A 14,069-nucleotide genomic window follows, 5' to 3' on the forward strand; every position below is an offset into this window, starting at 1 on the left:
GCGACTGGTATGTAGTAGACGCAAACGGCAAGACTCTGGGTCGTCTGGCGACCGAGCTGGCTCGTCGTCTGCGCGGCAAGCACAAGGCGGAATACACTCCGCACGTTGATACTGGTGATTACATCATCGTTCTGAACGCAGATAAAGTTGCTGTAACTGGCAACAAGCGTTCTGACAAGATTTATTACCGTCACAGCGGCTATATCGGTGGTATGAAATCTGCCACTTTCGAAGAAATGATCGCCAAGCATCCAGAGCGCGTGATCGAAATCGCTGTTAAGGGCATGCTGCCAAAAGGTCCTCTGGGCCGTGCCATGTTCCGTAAGCTGAAAGTGTACGCTGGTGCTGCACACGATCATGCAGCACAGCAACCACAAGTTCTGGACATCTAATACGGGATCAAGGCAATGGCAGAGAATCAATACTACGGCACTGGCCGTCGCAAAAGCTCTTCCGCGCGCGTCTTTATCAAGCCGGGTAGCGGTAACATCGTAATCAACCAGCGTAGTCTGGATCAGTACTTCGGCCGTCCAACTGCCCGTATGGTAGTTCGTCAGCCGCTGGAACTGGTTGAGATGAGCGAGAAGCTAGACCTGTACATCACCGTTGTTGGTGGTGGTATTTCTGGTCAAGCGGGCGCAATCCGTCACGGTATCACCCGTGCACTGATGCAGTACGACGAGACCCTTCGTCCAGTTCTGCGCGCTGCTGGCTTCGTTACTCGTGACGCTCGTCGCGTGGAACGTAAGAAAGTCGGTCTGCGTAAAGCACGTCGTCGTCCACAGTTCTCCAAGCGTTAATTTGCTACCGCTTCGGCGGTTACAAATTACCTTCAAAAAGCCCAGCTTATGCTGGGCTTTTTTGTTGTTATATATGTTGCAAAAAGGTTTTAATAACTTGTCAAAAAGTGTTGTTTTTCTTATCATTTGCGTGACTTTTGCAATTATGGGGATCTCATGCTACTTGAATGTTAAAAGTTCAGTGTCTAGCAGGGGGTTCCACGTCAGGAAGCAATAAGACCGCAGGGAAATAACAATAACCAAGCGGGATGCGATGGGAGAGTGAGGGATGAACAATGCGCCTGTAAACAACAGTCGCCGGCGTTTTTTAACTGCCGCAACTGGCGTAGTCGGTGGCGTAGGGGCAGTTTTTGTAGCTGTACCCTTCATCAAATCCTGGAATCCCAGTGCTAAGGCCAAGGCGGCAGGTGCACCGGTTCAGGTCGATATCAGCAAATTAGAAGAAGGGCAGTTGATTCGAGTCGAGTGGCGGGGGAAACCTGTCTGGCTTGTACGTCGAACCAAAGTGGTATTGGATGAACTGGCCACGCACGATGGAAAACTGCGCGATCCACAATCTTCCGAACCACAACAACCTGAGTATGCGAGTAATCCTTATCGGTCGATTAAACCCGATATTTTTGTTGCGGTCGGGATTTGTACACACTTAGGTTGCTCACCGAGTTATGTTCCAGAAAACTTTGGCGTACAAGTTGAAGGCGTGCAGTCAGGCTTCTTATGCCCATGCCACGGTTCAAAATTTGATATGGCAGGTCGCGTATTTCAGGGCGTTCCCGCACCATTAAATTTGATGATCCCGCCGTATAAATTTGTCGACGACAATACCATTATCATTGGCGTAGATGACAAGGGAGTGGCTGCGTAAATGAATAAATTACTCGACTGGATTAATGCCAGGATCCCCTTAACCGCAACCTACAACAAACATGTTGGCGAATATCCTGCGCCGAAAAACTTCAATTTTTGGTATTTTTTCGGATCGCTGGCAATGCTTGTGTTGGTGAATCAGATCATCACTGGGATCTGGTTGACGATGAACTACAACCCGTCTGCTGAAGGGGCATTTGCCTCTATCGAATACATCATGCGTGATGTTGAGTACGGCTGGCTGCTGCGTTACATGCACTCTACCGGTGCTTCGTTCTTCTTTATTGTCATCTATATGCACATGTTTCGCGGGCTGATTTACGGTTCATACCAAAAACCGCGCGAGTTGCTGTGGATTTTCGGCATGCTGCTGTTTCTGGCGCTGATGGCTGAAGCATTTATGGGCTACTTGTTGCCGTGGGGTCAGATGTCATTTTGGGGCGCACAGGTGATCATTTCACTGTTTGGTGCGATCCCAGGGATCGGTGACGCACTGACATTGTGGATCCGTGGTGATTATGTCATTTCGGGTGTCACACTGAATCGCTTTTTTGCCCTACACGTGATTGCCGTTCCGTTGGTGTTGGTACTGTTGGTCTTCCTGCATATTGTGGCTTTGCATGAAGTGGGATCAAACAACCCTGATGGTATTGAGATCAAAAAGAATAAAGATGCCAACGGCTGGCCGAAAGATGCAATTCCGTTCCACCCTTACTACACCGTAAAAGATATTATGGGGGTCGCCGGTTTCCTATTTTTCTTTTGCTATGTGATCTTTTTTAACCCAGAGATGGGCGGTTATTTCCTTGAGCCACCTAACTTTGAAGCGGCAAATGGCTTAAAAACACCGCCACACATTGCTCCGGTTTGGTATTTCACCCCGTTCTACGCCATTTTGCGCGCCATTCCTGATAAGTTGTTGGGGGTGATCATGATGGGCTTATCGATAGCGGTACTGTTTTTATTGCCGTGGGTTGATCGTGGTAAGGTCAAATCAGTGCGTTACCGCAGTGCTTTTCATCGTTGGAATATCGGGTTATTTACCGTTAGCTTTATTGCGTTAGGTATTTTAGGGACGTTACCGGCTACACCAACCTATACCCTATTATCGCAAATTTTTACGGTGTGTTATTTCATGTTCTTTGTTTTGCTGTTTTTCTACAGCAAAAATGAAAAAACCAAGCCTTTGCCAGAAAGGGTGACATTCAAATGAAAAAACTGACGATTGTTTTATTTGCGTTGTTACCTGCACTTTCTGTCTCACTGCCTACGGTAGCATCAGAAAGTGTAACCTTGATGAAGGCAAACAATAATCTGAGTGATAAAGCCTCATTGCAAAATGGTGCTAAGTTATTTATGAATTATTGTGCCGGTTGCCACTCAACCAAGTATCAACGTTATGAGCGGGTTGCCACTGATTTGGGGATCCCGCCAGAGCTGATGACACAGAACCTGATTTTTGATCCACACGCAAAAATTGGTGATCTGATGGAGAACGCAATGCCGCAAAAGAGCGCGGCAGCATGGTTTGGTGCTCCGCCGCCAGATTTAACGCTAGAAGCGCGGTTGCGTAGCCCTGACTGGATTTATACCTATCTGCACTCTTTTTATGCAGACCCAAGCCGACCATTTGGTGTTAATAACACCATTTTCCCCAATGTCGGGATGCCACATGTGTTAGAAGAGTTGCAGGGAACGCCAGTTGCGAAAAAAGAGACGCATGAGATTGATGGCCAATCACACGAGATTGTGGTGGGTACTGAAATTGTGCGTCAGGGGGAGTTGAATGCTGAGGAGTATGATAACGCGGTACGCGATATCACTAATTTCTTGGAGTATTCTGGCGAACCAATGAAAAAAGAGCGTCAGCATATCGGGTATTGGGTGCTTGGGTTTTTAGTGTTCTTTTTCATCATTGCTTACTTGCTGAAAAAGGAATACTGGCGCGACGTACACTAATTATGCGAAACTGATGCCTGTTTTTCGGTTTATCCGACCGGCATGGGGGCTTGAGCCCCCTTTTGCCGTTTGTGTATTTGAGTGAAAGTGGAGGGTTGAATGGCTATCGCAGCTAACAAACGCTCGGTGATGACGCTATTTTCTGGTGCAACCGATATTTATAGTCATCAAGTTCGAATTGTTCTTGCTGAAAAAGGCGTGAGCGTAGAAATTGAACAGGTTGATGCTGAGCATCTGCCAGAAGATTTGCTTGATCTGAATCCGTATAATTCAGTACCAACCCTGGTCGATCGTGAGTTAGTTCTTTATAACGCACGTATCATCATGGAGTATTTGGACGAGCGTTTTCCTCATCCACCACTGATGCCGGTTTATCCTGTGGCACGCGGTCAAAGTCGTCAGATGATGTACCGTATCGAGCAAGACTGGTACACGCTGCTTGAGAAAATTGAGCAGGGCACACCGGCTGAAGCGGATATGGCGCGTAAGCAACTGCGTGAAGAGTTACTGGCAATTGCTCCGGTTTTTGCTGAATATCCGTTCTTTATGAGCGAAGAGTTCAGCTTGGTCGATTGCTACCTGACTCCGCTGTTGTGGCGTTTGCCGGTACTGGGTATTGAGCTGAGCGGCCCAGGTTCAAAAGAGATCAAAGCCTATATGACTCGCGTATTCGAACGTGATGCATTTTTGGCGGCACTGACTGAATCTGAGCGCGAAATTCGCCTGCACGGTAAGGTCTGATTATGGAGTTAACCCAGATGAAACCACGTCGTCCGTATCTGGTTCGGGCCTACTATGAGTGGTTGTTAGATAATGACTTAACTCCGCATTTGGTGGTTGATGCTATGTTACCTAACGTACGAGTTCCGATGGAGTTCGTGCGTGATGGTCAGATAGTGCTGAACATAGCGCCGCGTGCCGTGGGGAATCTGGAGTTGGGTAATGATGCCGTAAGGTTTAATGCCCGATTTGGCGGTGTACCACAGCAAGTTGACGTTCCGCTTGCGGCGGTGTTGGCATTGTATGCGCGTGAAAATGGTGCGGGTACTCTGTTCGAACCTGAAGTGGCCTATGATGTGCCGGAAGATGAAATGCCGGATATTTTGGATGAATCACCTTCTGTTGAGCCAGCTTTGGCATTAGTCGAGGAGTTGGCTGATGGCAGTGATGGCCCTGATGATGAGCCTCCGCGCCCACGTGCGAAACCTATGTTGCGTGTGGTGAAGTAATTTCTGGGGTTCAATACCGCATATGATCTGTGTTGTGATGATCATAGAACGGATACACATGCCATAACGCTATAAAAAGTAAGATAAAAAAATGCAGCTAACGCTGCATTTTTTGTTTTCGTTTTAGCCTGACTTTTTAAATTTTACCTTCTGCCTTTTACTTTGGCACTGAGTGGCGGCGTTCAGTGTTTCAGTTCGGTTATTTAGGCCGATGTTGTAGACAGCTGACTTAATTGAGGTATTCAAAGACTTTAACGACGCGTTTAACACCGGCAACATTTCGTGCAGTGTTGGTTGCTTCTTCCGCTTCTGCCCGCGTTAATTTTCCAATTAAGAATACTTCACCATTTTCGGTGGTCACTTTCACGTTGCTGGCTTTAACTTTATCGCTGGTAAGCAGTTGTGAGCGAACTTTGGTGGTGATCCAAGTATCATTTGAAATAGTGCCAAAGCTGATAGGTTTACTGATACGAATTTCGTTGTAAACCGCCGTTACGCCATTCACACCAGCGGTGATTTGTGCCGCTTGCTTTGACAGTGCTTGAGTAGGCGTTTCACCTACAAGCAGGACCCGACCTTCGTATGCGGTCGCCAAAATGCGAGCTTCTTTGCGGATTTGCGCATCTTTTGCTAGTGCATCGCCGACGCGTAATTCAAGAGTTTCATCATCAATTTGTCCGCCTACCGAGCGCGGATCGGTAGCAACTTTTCCGGCAACCGCCGCTGAGCTGACTAAAACGGCACCAATACATCCTTGCAGCATAAAGGCCAGCAGAATAATGCCCAGTTTACGGGTGACACTCATGGTGCTCTCCTTAGATGAGTTAAGTTATTTCTTGTTATATTGATGGAATTCACCCTGTCAGGCAGGGTGGTATTAATTATCCTGATGCGGAAATAAAGTGCGATCAATCAGATCACTTAAACAGTTCAGTGTCAGCATATGCATCTCCTGAATGCGGGACTGCCGGTGTGAGGGGATGCGAATTTCCGCATCTTGCTCGCCCAGTAATCCGGCTAAAATACCGCCGTCATATCCGGTTAGGGCGATAATGGTCATATCACGGGTCACCGCGGCCTCTACTGCTTTGACGATATCTTTACTGTTTCCTTTAGTTGAAATAGCCAGCAGAATATCGCCGTTTTGCCCTAGTGCGCGTACTTGTTTGGAATACACTTCGGTGTGCAGGTCATCGTTGCCAATGGCGGTCAGCATAATGCTGTCTGCGGTCAGTGCTATTGCCGGTAAGCTTGGGCGCTCTGTTTCGTAGCGGTTAACCAAACAGGCAGTGAAGTGCTGGGCATTGGCGGCTGATGCCCCATTCCCACAGCATAAAATTTTATTGCCGTTCAGCAGGCTCTGAGCCATGATCATGGCTGCACGCGCAATGGCATCCGGTAGTGCTTCGGCTGCCGCGATTTGTGTCTGGATACTTTCGGTAAAACAGGCTTTAATTTGCTCTAGCATAACGTCTGTCATTGATGTTGTAAGGTGTTGCGATACCAGCTGATGGTGTCATCTGGCCCGTCAATTGCCACAATATCGAAGCGGCAGTATTGTGTTTCTATGCTCAATCCACGCTGATGAAGCCAGACTGCAGCGGTATGATACAAGCGTTGCTGTTTTTTCGCTGTGATACTTTCAACGGCAGAACCGTAACGGTTTGATCGCCGATAGCGTACCTCAACAAAAACCCAATCATACTGATCACGCATGATCAGATCCAACTCTCCACCGCGAACCGTTACATTGGCTGCAATAAAGCACAGCCCATGCTGTTCTAAATGGCGGCGCGCCATCTGTTCGTAGTGCGCGCCGCGTTCACGTTGTGAGGCGTTGTGTGTGGCTGCCACTGTCGGCTTACTGTGCTGTTGCCGGAACAGGGTCTGTGCTTAAACCGTCATACAGCGCATCTGATGGCGGAGTGACAAGGCTATCAGTGTCGGTCGTTGTGTTGGCTGATGCAACTGGAAGCAATCCACCGTTTTGGTAGCGTAACCAGTTGAGCTGGCGGTTTACGGTGCAGTTTTCACCAGCACTGAGTAAACCGGTTTGCCCAGCATACTGGTAGCCGTTCACTTGACGCAATTCATTCATATGGTTGGCCAGTGACCATGCATCCATACCCATGGCATACAAGCGTGACAGTGAATAGTCAGGGTTACGCCAGATCTGAGCAACACGCTGTGCCGCTGGTGAGTTGGCGGTAGTCAGCATCGGAATATCACTGAACTGTACGCCATCCATTTCTAAGCGAAAATCAGGACCATTCCCAGCTTGGTTGCTGCGTGAGCTGGCATACAGCGCTGGGCGCTGGTATCCCGGCATGATTGATGCGTCAACAAACGGCTTTAATAATGCCAGTTCATCAGGGGTGGTGACATAATAAATGGCATCAATTGGGCCATGCATTGCGTCAGCTTGCAGCGAAACACCCAGCGCTTGACGCATGATGTCTGCTTTTCCTTGATTACGCAGGCTTTGGTTGATTGACTGGCGCAGCGCTACGGTATCACCAAAGTACTGAATAGTGGGTTGTTCACCGCTTAGGGTTTGCCATTGGCGGCTGAATGCATTGCCTACCCGCTGGCCAAATGGCGAGCTTGGAACAAGAACCAGTGGTGTGCGCTGACCCTGATCCCAAATATGTTGGGCAGCATCGCTGGCTTCATCTTCCGGCGAAAGTGCGTAGTAGCAAACACTCGGGTTGGCATTCGGGGTTTCCGGCTGGTTGAGGGTTAAAATCGATAAATCAGCCGGTAATTGCATACGCATTAGCTCATCTACCCGATTTTTCAGTAGTGGGCCGACTAGGGTGCGTACACCTTCTTGCTCGGCTTGCTGTAACAGTGCCGGCAGAGGTTTGGTTGCGGTATCGTAAACCTGAACACGAATATTGGGGTTACGCGCGCTATCTTCGAGCATTCCTGCCATAAAACCCTGACGAATGGCGTCGCCCAGAGCCTGATTTTGACCACTGATTGGCAATAGCAGCCCAATGGCATTCATGCTTGCGGCTGGTAGTGTCAGATACTGACTCAGGGGAGTCGGCAGGGTAATGGCCGCTGGGTGTTTAGGAAAACGTGTTTTCCATTCCGCAATACCGGCTTTGAGTTGTGGCAGGTTATAGCGATTTTCCTGATAGACTCGGGCCAGATCCAGCCAGCCAACCAAAATAGTCTCTTGCGGGCTAACCACAGCTTGAGAAAGCTGCTCGACAGATGCCTTGGTCAGCAATAGCCAGGTCTGATCGTTGTTTTGCTGCTTTTGTGTGGCATCTGTCAGGTATTGATCAAGGGCGATATGATCGCGCACCGCTTCAATAATCTGGTTTTGGCCACTATTGAGGGCAATTTTAGCTCGGTAGTAGCGTGCTTTTTGTGCCGGTGTCAGCATGGCGACATTGAGTGTAGCCAGTCTGGTGGCTGCAGTAGCCGGATCTTTTTGTGCTAGGGCGATATCGGCCCACAGCAGTTGCTGTTCGTGGCGCTGCACATCACTTAGCGGTTCTTGAATGCTGCGCAATTCAGCCGTTGCTTGTGCAATATTGTTCTCTTTTAACAGTGCTTGAACGGCCAGCAGTTGCCAAGGCGTTTTTTCACTGGCACTGCTGGTATTGGCTTGTTGTAGATAATAGGCCGATGACGCCAGCAGATCAGAGGATGACGGTATATTGCCGCTTGAACGCTGTGGCATTTGGCATGCGGCCAGCATCAAAGTAGCAAAAACAGGTAAAATTATGCGTCTTGCATTGACGCGGGTGCATAAAGAGGCAAGCATGGGGATCCCAATCACGTTTCTTCCTAGAGACGGTTAATCTTAAATCGGCAATGAAGTCTATACAATGAAAGCTACTGAACAATCTTTCATCACCCCAGCAACTTTATACATAGTTCCCACGCCAATTGGTAACTTAGACGATATTACACAACGGGCACTGAAGGTGTTGCAGCAGGTTGATCTGGTTGCCGCTGAAGATACCCGTCATAGTGGATTATTGTTGCAGCATTTTGGCATACAAGCGCGCTTTTTTGCGTTACATGATCATAATGAACAACAAAAAGCAGAGGTTTTAGTTGAGAAGTTGCGGCAAGGCCACAGCATTGCACTGATTTCTGATGCAGGAACGCCGCTGATCAGTGATCCGGGTTTTCATCTGGTTCGCCGTTGCCGTGAAGCGCAGATTTCAGTGATCCCGTTACCGGGCCCGTGTGCGGCCATTGCTGCATTGAGTGCATCTGGTATTGCCTCTGATCGTTTTTGTTTTGAGGGGTTTTTACCGGCGAAAAGCAAAGGGCGACAGGATACTTTGCGTGCGATATTGGAAGAGCCGCGTACGCTGATTTTTTACGAGTCAACCCACCGTCTATTGGATAGTTTGCAGGATATGGTGACGGTTTTGGGTGCTGATCGTTATGTGGTCTTGGCCCGAGAGTTGACCAAAACGTGGGAAACCATTCATGGTGCGCCGGTTGGTGAGTTATTGGCGTGGGTGCAAGAGGATGAAGTGCGTCGCCGTGGTGAGATGGTGCTGGTGGTTGAAGGTGCTAAACCGGCTGAAGATGATGCATTGTCTGCCTTGGTGATCAAAACCTTAAGTTTATTGGCGCAAGATCTGCCGCTGAAGAAAGCGGCGGCATTAACGGCTGAGATCCATGGCGTTAAGAAAAATGCGTTATATCGTTATGGATTAGAACATTTCACCGAGTAATGGCTTTGTGGTGTATTTCACTGGCACTGTGATCGGTTTCTCTATATAATCCGCCGCGGAGTTAGCTAGACAGTCGCTGCTTCGTGGTCGTCCCTTCGGGGAGACACACGGGGGAGAGGAAAGTCCGGGCTCCATAGGGCAGGGTGCCAGGTAACGCCTGGGAGGCGCAAGCCTACGACTAGTGCAACAGAGAGCAAACCGCCGATGGCCCGTAAGGGATCAGGTAAGGGTGAAAGGGTGCGGTAAGAGCGCACCGCGCGACTGGTAACAGTTCGTGGCACGGTAAACTCCACCCGGAGCAAGACCAAATAGGGGTTCATTGGTGCGGCCCGCATTGAACCCGGGTAGGTTGCTTGAGCCAACGCGCGAGTGTTGGCCTAGAGGAATGACTGTCCACGACAGAACCCGGCTTATCGGCTAATTCCCTCGTTTCAAACAAAAAAGCCACGTTGAAGAACGTGGCTTTTTTGTTATCTACAGTACGCTCAGTTATCCGTACACTGCCTACTTTTGCCGATTAAGGTGATAACCAAGATCTGGCTATTCATATCTAAAAACAGTGCATTTTTTGTATTTCCATGTCCAGATGATACCGAAAAGTCTGAAATATTCGATTTTAGTAGGTAAGCCGGATGATTCATGCGGTTCTTTGCTTGACAAGCTTTTTCCCCCCTCCGTAAACTTGCATTTGTGGGAATTTATGGGTTTTAGTGGTGAATTTTGGGTGTGCAGGGGGATGCTAAGTCATGTTTCGTGGTGCCCATACTTTAAATCTGGATAATAAAGGGCGTATGGCCGTCCCCGCGCGTTACCGGACATCGCTGTTAGAGGCGTGTCAGGGGCAGCTTATTTGTACTCTGGATATTCACCACCCATGCCTGCTGCTGTACCCGCTGCCAGAGTGGGAACGCATAGAACAGATATTGATGACCTTGTCGAGTATCAACCCAAACGAGCGGCGTATTCAGCGTTTGCTATTGGGGCACGCTACAGAGTGTGAAATAGACAGTGCAGGGCGAATTCTGCTGGCCACTCATTTACGTCTGCATGCAGATTTAGTGAAAGAGATAGTGTTGGTGGGGCAGCTTAATAAATTTGAGATTTGGCGTGCTGATGTTTGGCAGCAACAAATTCAAGACGATATTCAAGCGGAGCGGATGACACCACAGGTGTTGTCGGCCCGATTACAGGATCTGTGTTTATAATTATGTCTGAAAATTACCAGCACGTAACCGTTCTGCTGCACGAAGCAGTAGAGGGTTTAGCGATTCGCCCTGACGGTATCTACATTGATGGTACGTTTGGCCGTGGCGGGCACTCTCGTCTGATTTTGTCAAAATTAGGCCCAGAAGGTCGTCTGATTGCCATTGACCGTGATTTACGGGCCATCGCCGAAGCACAAACTATTGATGATCCGCGTTTTCAGATTGTTCACGGGCCATTTTCCAACGTACAGCACTATGTTGATGAACTGGGGCTGAACGGCAAAATTGATGGCTTCTTGCTTGATCTGGGTGTCTCTTCACCGCAGTTAGATGAAGCTGAGCGTGGCTTTAGTTTTATGCGTGATGGCCCGCTAGATATGCGTATGGATCAATCAAGTGGTCAGTCGGCGGCAGAGTGGCTGATGAAAGCCGAAGCTGATGATATCGCTTGGGTACTTAAAACATTTGGTGAAGAGCGGTTTGCCAAGCGTATTGCGCGTGCCATTGTTGAGCGCAATCGTGAAAATCCAATGACTCGCACCCGTGAACTGGCAGAGTTAATTGCGGTCGCCAGCCCGTTTAAAGAGAAGCATAAACATCCGGCCACACGGACTTTCCAAGCTATTCGTATCTATATCAATAGTGAGTTGGAAGAGATTGAACGCGCGTTAGAGGGCTCATTGCCGATTTTGGCTGAGGGTGGTCGTTTGTCGGTGATCAGTTTCCATTCGCTAGAAGATCGGATTGTAAAACGCTTTATTCGCCGCCAAAGCAAAGGCCCAGAAATTCCGGCCGGGTTGCCTTTAACCGAAGCTCAGTTGGCACACGGTAAAAAAATGGTCGCGATCGGTAAAGCCATTATGCCGTCGGATGAAGAAGTTGAACGTAATGCGCGTTCACGCAGCGCAGTTCTGCGTTTAGCCGAGCGGACAGCAGAAAGATGAGTGTCGAGCGCCATTCGTTAACCTCCATCATCGGTGAAGATTTATGCCGTTTCGGTAAGTTACCGCTTTTGCTGGTGGTGTTAGTGTTTTGTTCCGCGATTGCCGTGGTTCTAAGCACCCACCGTACACGTCTGCTGATTGTGGAGCGTGAGCATTTGGTACTCGAGCGTGATGCGCTGGATATAGAGTGGCGCAACTTAATTCTGGAAGAGAATGCTCTTGGTGAGCACAACCGGGTTGAGCGGCTGTCGGGTGAGAAACTGCAGATGCAGCGCGTATCGCCTGCACAGGAAAAAGTGGTTAAACAGTAATGATTAAACCAACCCGAACTGCGAAAGTAAAAAAACCGGAAGATACCTCCAGTTTTATCCGTTGGCGTTATTTATTGGTGGGCGGCGTAATGGGGCTGGCGCTCGTTGGCCTATTGCTGCGTGCCAGTTGGATTCAGGTGATCAATCCTGATCGCTTGATCCGTGAAGGGGATATGCGTTCGTTACGGGTGCAATCTGTTGCTACTCCGCGCGGCATGATCACCGACAGAGCCGGTCGTCCATTGGCAGTCAGTGTGCCTGTTGATGCAGTATGGGCCGATCCCAAAGAGATCGCTGAAAAAGCGTCGTTGGATAAAACCGAGCGTTGGTCTGCACTGGCAGATGCTTTGGGGATCCCGCTGGATAAGCTGACCTCACGGGTTAAAACCAATCCTACCTCCCGTTTTACCTATCTGGCACGTCAGATTAGCCCTTCACTGGCCAGCTATGTGCGTGATTTGAAAATCCCCGGAATTTACCTTAAACAAGAGTCGCGCCGTTTTTATCCGAGCGGCGAGGTTAGCGCACATATTCTGGGCTTTACCAATATTGATGGTAAAGGCATTGAAGGGGTAGAGAAGAGTTTTGATACTTGGCTAACCGGTGAACCTGGTAAGCGTATCGTACGTAAAGACCGTTTTGGGCGCGTAGTTGAGAATATCTCTTCAGTTGAAAGCCGTGCGGCACACGATTTGTCATTGAGTATTGATGAGCGTTTACAGGCGATGGCCTACCGCGAGTTAAAAAATGCGGTGGCATTTAATAAAGCCGAGTCAGGCTCTATTGTTTTGCTTGATGTTCAGACCGGTGAAGTCTTGGCGATGGCAAACCTGCCCTCTTATAACCCGAATAATCGTGGGCAAATTGACAGTGCGCACTACCGTAACCGGGCTATTACCGATACGTTTGAGCCAGGCTCGACAGTTAAACCGCTGGTGGTATTGACTGCCCTTGATCGCAAAATCGTTAAAGAGTCTGCGGTACTCAATACCATGCCGTTCTATGTAAACGGACATCGGGTACGAGATACCGTGGTCTACCCTGAACTGACGCTGACCGGTATTTTGCAAAAATCGAGTAACGTTGGGGTGTCTCACCTTGCACTGGCGATGCCAGAAACCGCACTGCCGGAAACCTACAGCAAATTCGGTTTTGGTCAGCCGACCAATCTGGGGTTGGTGGGTGAAAGTACCGGTATGATGTTACAAAAAAATCGCTGGGCTGACATTGAGCGCGCTACGTTCTCATTCGGTTATGGCTTGCTGGTCACGCCACTACAGTTGGCTCGTGCGTATGCCACACTTGGCAGTTTCGGTGTTTATCGTCCGTTGTCGATCACCAAAGTTGATCCGCCGGTTGAAGGTAACCGTATCTTCTCTGAAGAGGTGACCCGTAAAGTCATTCATATGATGGAAAGCGTGGCACTACCCGGTGGTGGTGGCCGACGTGCAGCTATCGATGGCTACCGAATTGCGATTAAAACCGGTACGGCGAAAAAGATTGGCCCGAACGGAAAGTATATCGATAAATACATTGCGTATACCGCGGGTGTTGCACCGGCGAGTAACCCGCGTCTGGCATTGGTTGTGGTGATTAACGAACCTCAAGCCGGACAATATTACGGTGGTGCGGTATCCGCACCTATCTTCTCCGCCATTATGGGTGGAGCTTTGCGGATCCTCAATATCGCCCCAGACGCCTTGCCTGCGGGAGATGAAGTAGTTATTAACAGGAGTGGTAACGCCCGTGTCAACACATGATCTGCGCACTTTATTAGCGCCTTGGGTGGATAACGCCCCGGCGTGCGCGTTACGGGAGATGACCTTAGACAGCCGCACTGCGGCTGCGGGCGATCTGTTTATTGCAGTAATGGGGCATAAGACCGACGGTCGGCGCTATATTCCTCAAGCGATTGCTCAAGGTGTGGCGGCGATTATTGCCGATGCAGAAGGCGAGGCTTCAGACGGTACTGTGCGTGAAATTCACGGTGTACCTGTGGTGTATTTAACCCAGCTCAATCACCGTTTGTCTGCGCTGGCGGG

17 protein-coding genes and 1 other RNA gene are annotated in these 14,069 nt (G+C 49.2%); 14 read left to right on the plus strand and 4 right to left on the minus strand.

What is annotated here, in order from left to right; all coding sequences use genetic code 11:
• From rplM to sspB, 7 genes are all read left to right on the plus strand, one after another.
• Positions 1 to 392: 50S ribosomal protein L13 (gene rplM, locus ACRC27_RS09270; protein ID WP_438639750.1), on the plus strand; the 392-nt coding region annotated here is incomplete at its 5' end.
• A 15-nt stretch (positions 393 to 407) separates the two neighbouring features.
• Positions 408 to 800 carry a 30S ribosomal protein S9 gene (rpsI, locus tag ACRC27_RS09275; RefSeq protein ID WP_438622281.1) on the plus strand — a complete coding sequence of 131 codons (393 nt, stop codon included), beginning with the start codon at positions 408 to 410 and terminating at the stop codon, positions 798 to 800.
• 268 nt (positions 801 to 1,068) lie between these two features.
• Positions 1,069 to 1,665, plus strand: coding sequence for a ubiquinol-cytochrome c reductase iron-sulfur subunit (petA, locus tag ACRC27_RS09280; RefSeq protein ID WP_438631038.1), 597 nt, complete (start codon positions 1,069 to 1,071; stop codon positions 1,663 to 1,665).
• The gene (locus tag ACRC27_RS09285) at positions 1,666 to 2,880 is read left to right on the plus strand and encodes a cytochrome b (RefSeq protein ID WP_438622283.1); all 1,215 of its coding nucleotides are present in this window, start codon (positions 1,666 to 1,668) and stop codon (positions 2,878 to 2,880) included.
• The gene (locus ACRC27_RS09290; protein ID WP_438622284.1) at positions 2,877 to 3,626 is read left to right on the plus strand and encodes a cytochrome c1; all 750 of its coding nucleotides are present in this window, start codon (positions 2,877 to 2,879) and stop codon (positions 3,624 to 3,626) included. The genes ACRC27_RS09285 and ACRC27_RS09290 overlap by 4 nt, the downstream gene beginning before the upstream one ends.
• Before the next feature lie 99 nt (positions 3,627 to 3,725).
• Positions 3,726 to 4,367: a stringent starvation protein SspA gene (gene sspA, locus ACRC27_RS09295; RefSeq protein WP_438622285.1), complete on the plus strand. Its 642-nt coding sequence runs from the start codon at positions 3,726 to 3,728 to the stop codon at positions 4,365 to 4,367.
• A gap of 2 nt (positions 4,368 to 4,369) precedes the next feature.
• The gene (sspB, locus tag ACRC27_RS09300; protein WP_438639751.1) at positions 4,370 to 4,855 is read left to right on the plus strand and encodes a ClpXP protease specificity-enhancing factor; all 486 of its coding nucleotides are present in this window, start codon (positions 4,370 to 4,372) and stop codon (positions 4,853 to 4,855) included.
• 229 nt (positions 4,856 to 5,084) lie between these two features.
• On the opposite strand, the gene dolP is transcribed toward sspB, so the two are convergent.
• From dolP to ACRC27_RS09320, 4 genes are all read right to left on the minus strand, one after another.
• A complete protein-coding gene (gene dolP, locus ACRC27_RS09305) occupies positions 5,085 to 5,660 on the minus strand; it encodes a division/outer membrane stress-associated lipid-binding lipoprotein (RefSeq protein WP_438631036.1) in 576 nt (191 codons plus the stop codon).
• Positions 5,661 to 5,732: 72 nt separating this feature from the next.
• Positions 5,733 to 6,323 carry a DnaA initiator-associating protein DiaA gene (diaA, locus tag ACRC27_RS09310; protein ID WP_438622288.1) on the minus strand — a complete coding sequence of 197 codons (591 nt, stop codon included), beginning with the start codon at positions 6,321 to 6,323 and terminating at the stop codon, positions 5,733 to 5,735.
• Between the two features lie 8 nt (positions 6,324 to 6,331).
• Positions 6,332 to 6,709, minus strand: a complete 378-nt coding sequence (locus ACRC27_RS09315) for a YraN family protein (RefSeq protein WP_438631034.1) — start codon at positions 6,707 to 6,709, stop codon at positions 6,332 to 6,334.
• Between the two features lie 7 nt (positions 6,710 to 6,716).
• Positions 6,717 to 8,651: a penicillin-binding protein activator gene (locus ACRC27_RS09320; RefSeq protein ID WP_438639752.1), complete on the minus strand. Its 1,935-nt coding sequence runs from the start codon at positions 8,649 to 8,651 to the stop codon at positions 6,717 to 6,719.
• Between the two features lie 49 nt (positions 8,652 to 8,700).
• Here ACRC27_RS09320 and rsmI point away from each other — a divergent pair, with 49 nt between their 5' ends.
• The 7 genes from rsmI to ACRC27_RS09355 all read left to right on the plus strand — a co-directional run.
• Positions 8,701 to 9,567, plus strand: a complete 867-nt coding sequence (rsmI, locus tag ACRC27_RS09325) for a 16S rRNA (cytidine(1402)-2'-O)-methyltransferase (RefSeq protein WP_438622291.1) — start codon at positions 8,701 to 8,703, stop codon at positions 9,565 to 9,567.
• A gap of 57 nt (positions 9,568 to 9,624) precedes the next feature.
• An RNA gene (gene rnpB / locus ACRC27_RS09330) (RNase P RNA component class A) lies at positions 9,625 to 9,996 on the plus strand.
• Between the two features lie 317 nt (positions 9,997 to 10,313).
• Positions 10,314 to 10,772, plus strand: coding sequence for a division/cell wall cluster transcriptional repressor MraZ (gene mraZ, locus ACRC27_RS09335; protein ID WP_438622292.1), 459 nt, complete (start codon positions 10,314 to 10,316; stop codon positions 10,770 to 10,772).
• A 2-nt stretch (positions 10,773 to 10,774) separates the two neighbouring features.
• Entirely contained in the window at positions 10,775 to 11,716 is a 942-nt protein-coding gene (gene rsmH / locus ACRC27_RS09340; RefSeq protein WP_438631030.1) for a 16S rRNA (cytosine(1402)-N(4))-methyltransferase RsmH, read from the plus strand.
• Positions 11,713 to 12,027 carry a cell division protein FtsL gene (gene ftsL, locus ACRC27_RS09345; RefSeq protein ID WP_438622294.1) on the plus strand — a complete coding sequence of 105 codons (315 nt, stop codon included), beginning with the start codon at positions 11,713 to 11,715 and terminating at the stop codon, positions 12,025 to 12,027. The genes rsmH and ftsL overlap by 4 nt, the downstream gene beginning before the upstream one ends.
• Positions 12,028 to 12,029: 2 nt before the next feature.
• Positions 12,030 to 13,787: a peptidoglycan glycosyltransferase FtsI gene (gene ftsI, locus ACRC27_RS09350; protein ID WP_438622373.1), complete on the plus strand. Its 1,758-nt coding sequence runs from the start codon at positions 12,030 to 12,032 to the stop codon at positions 13,785 to 13,787.
• The coding region (locus ACRC27_RS09355; RefSeq protein WP_438639753.1) for a Mur ligase domain-containing protein at positions 13,774 to 14,069 on the plus strand (296 nt) is incomplete at its 3' end. The genes ftsI and ACRC27_RS09355, both read left to right, overlap by 14 nt.

Source organism: Plesiomonas sp., assembly GCF_051650925.1.
Lineage (GTDB): Bacteria > Pseudomonadota > Gammaproteobacteria > Enterobacterales > CAMTGL01 > Plesiomonas.

Coding starts and splice junctions, on each gene's coding strand:
- rpsI (WP_438622281.1), top strand. CDS start 408: ATGGCAGAGAATCAATACTACGGCACTGGCCGTCGCAAAAGCTCTTCC.
- petA (WP_438631038.1), top strand. CDS start 1,069: ATGAACAATGCGCCTGTAAACAACAGTCGCCGGCGTTTTTTAACTGCC.
- ACRC27_RS09285 (WP_438622283.1), top strand. CDS start 1,666: ATGAATAAATTACTCGACTGGATTAATGCCAGGATCCCCTTAACCGCA.
- ACRC27_RS09290 (WP_438622284.1), top strand. CDS start 2,877: ATGAAAAAACTGACGATTGTTTTATTTGCGTTGTTACCTGCACTTTCT.
- sspA (WP_438622285.1), top strand. CDS start 3,726: ATGGCTATCGCAGCTAACAAACGCTCGGTGATGACGCTATTTTCTGGT.
- sspB (WP_438639751.1), top strand. CDS start 4,370: ATGGAGTTAACCCAGATGAAACCACGTCGTCCGTATCTGGTTCGGGCC.
- dolP (WP_438631036.1), bottom strand. CDS start 5,660: ATGAGTGTCACCCGTAAACTGGGCATTATTCTGCTGGCCTTTATGCTG.
- diaA (WP_438622288.1), bottom strand. CDS start 6,323: ATGCTAGAGCAAATTAAAGCCTGTTTTACCGAAAGTATCCAGACACAA.
- rsmI (WP_438622291.1), top strand. CDS start 8,701: ATGAAAGCTACTGAACAATCTTTCATCACCCCAGCAACTTTATACATA.
- mraZ (WP_438622292.1), top strand. CDS start 10,314: ATGTTTCGTGGTGCCCATACTTTAAATCTGGATAATAAAGGGCGTATG.
- rsmH (WP_438631030.1), top strand. CDS start 10,775: ATGTCTGAAAATTACCAGCACGTAACCGTTCTGCTGCACGAAGCAGTA.
- ftsL (WP_438622294.1), top strand. CDS start 11,713: ATGAGTGTCGAGCGCCATTCGTTAACCTCCATCATCGGTGAAGATTTA.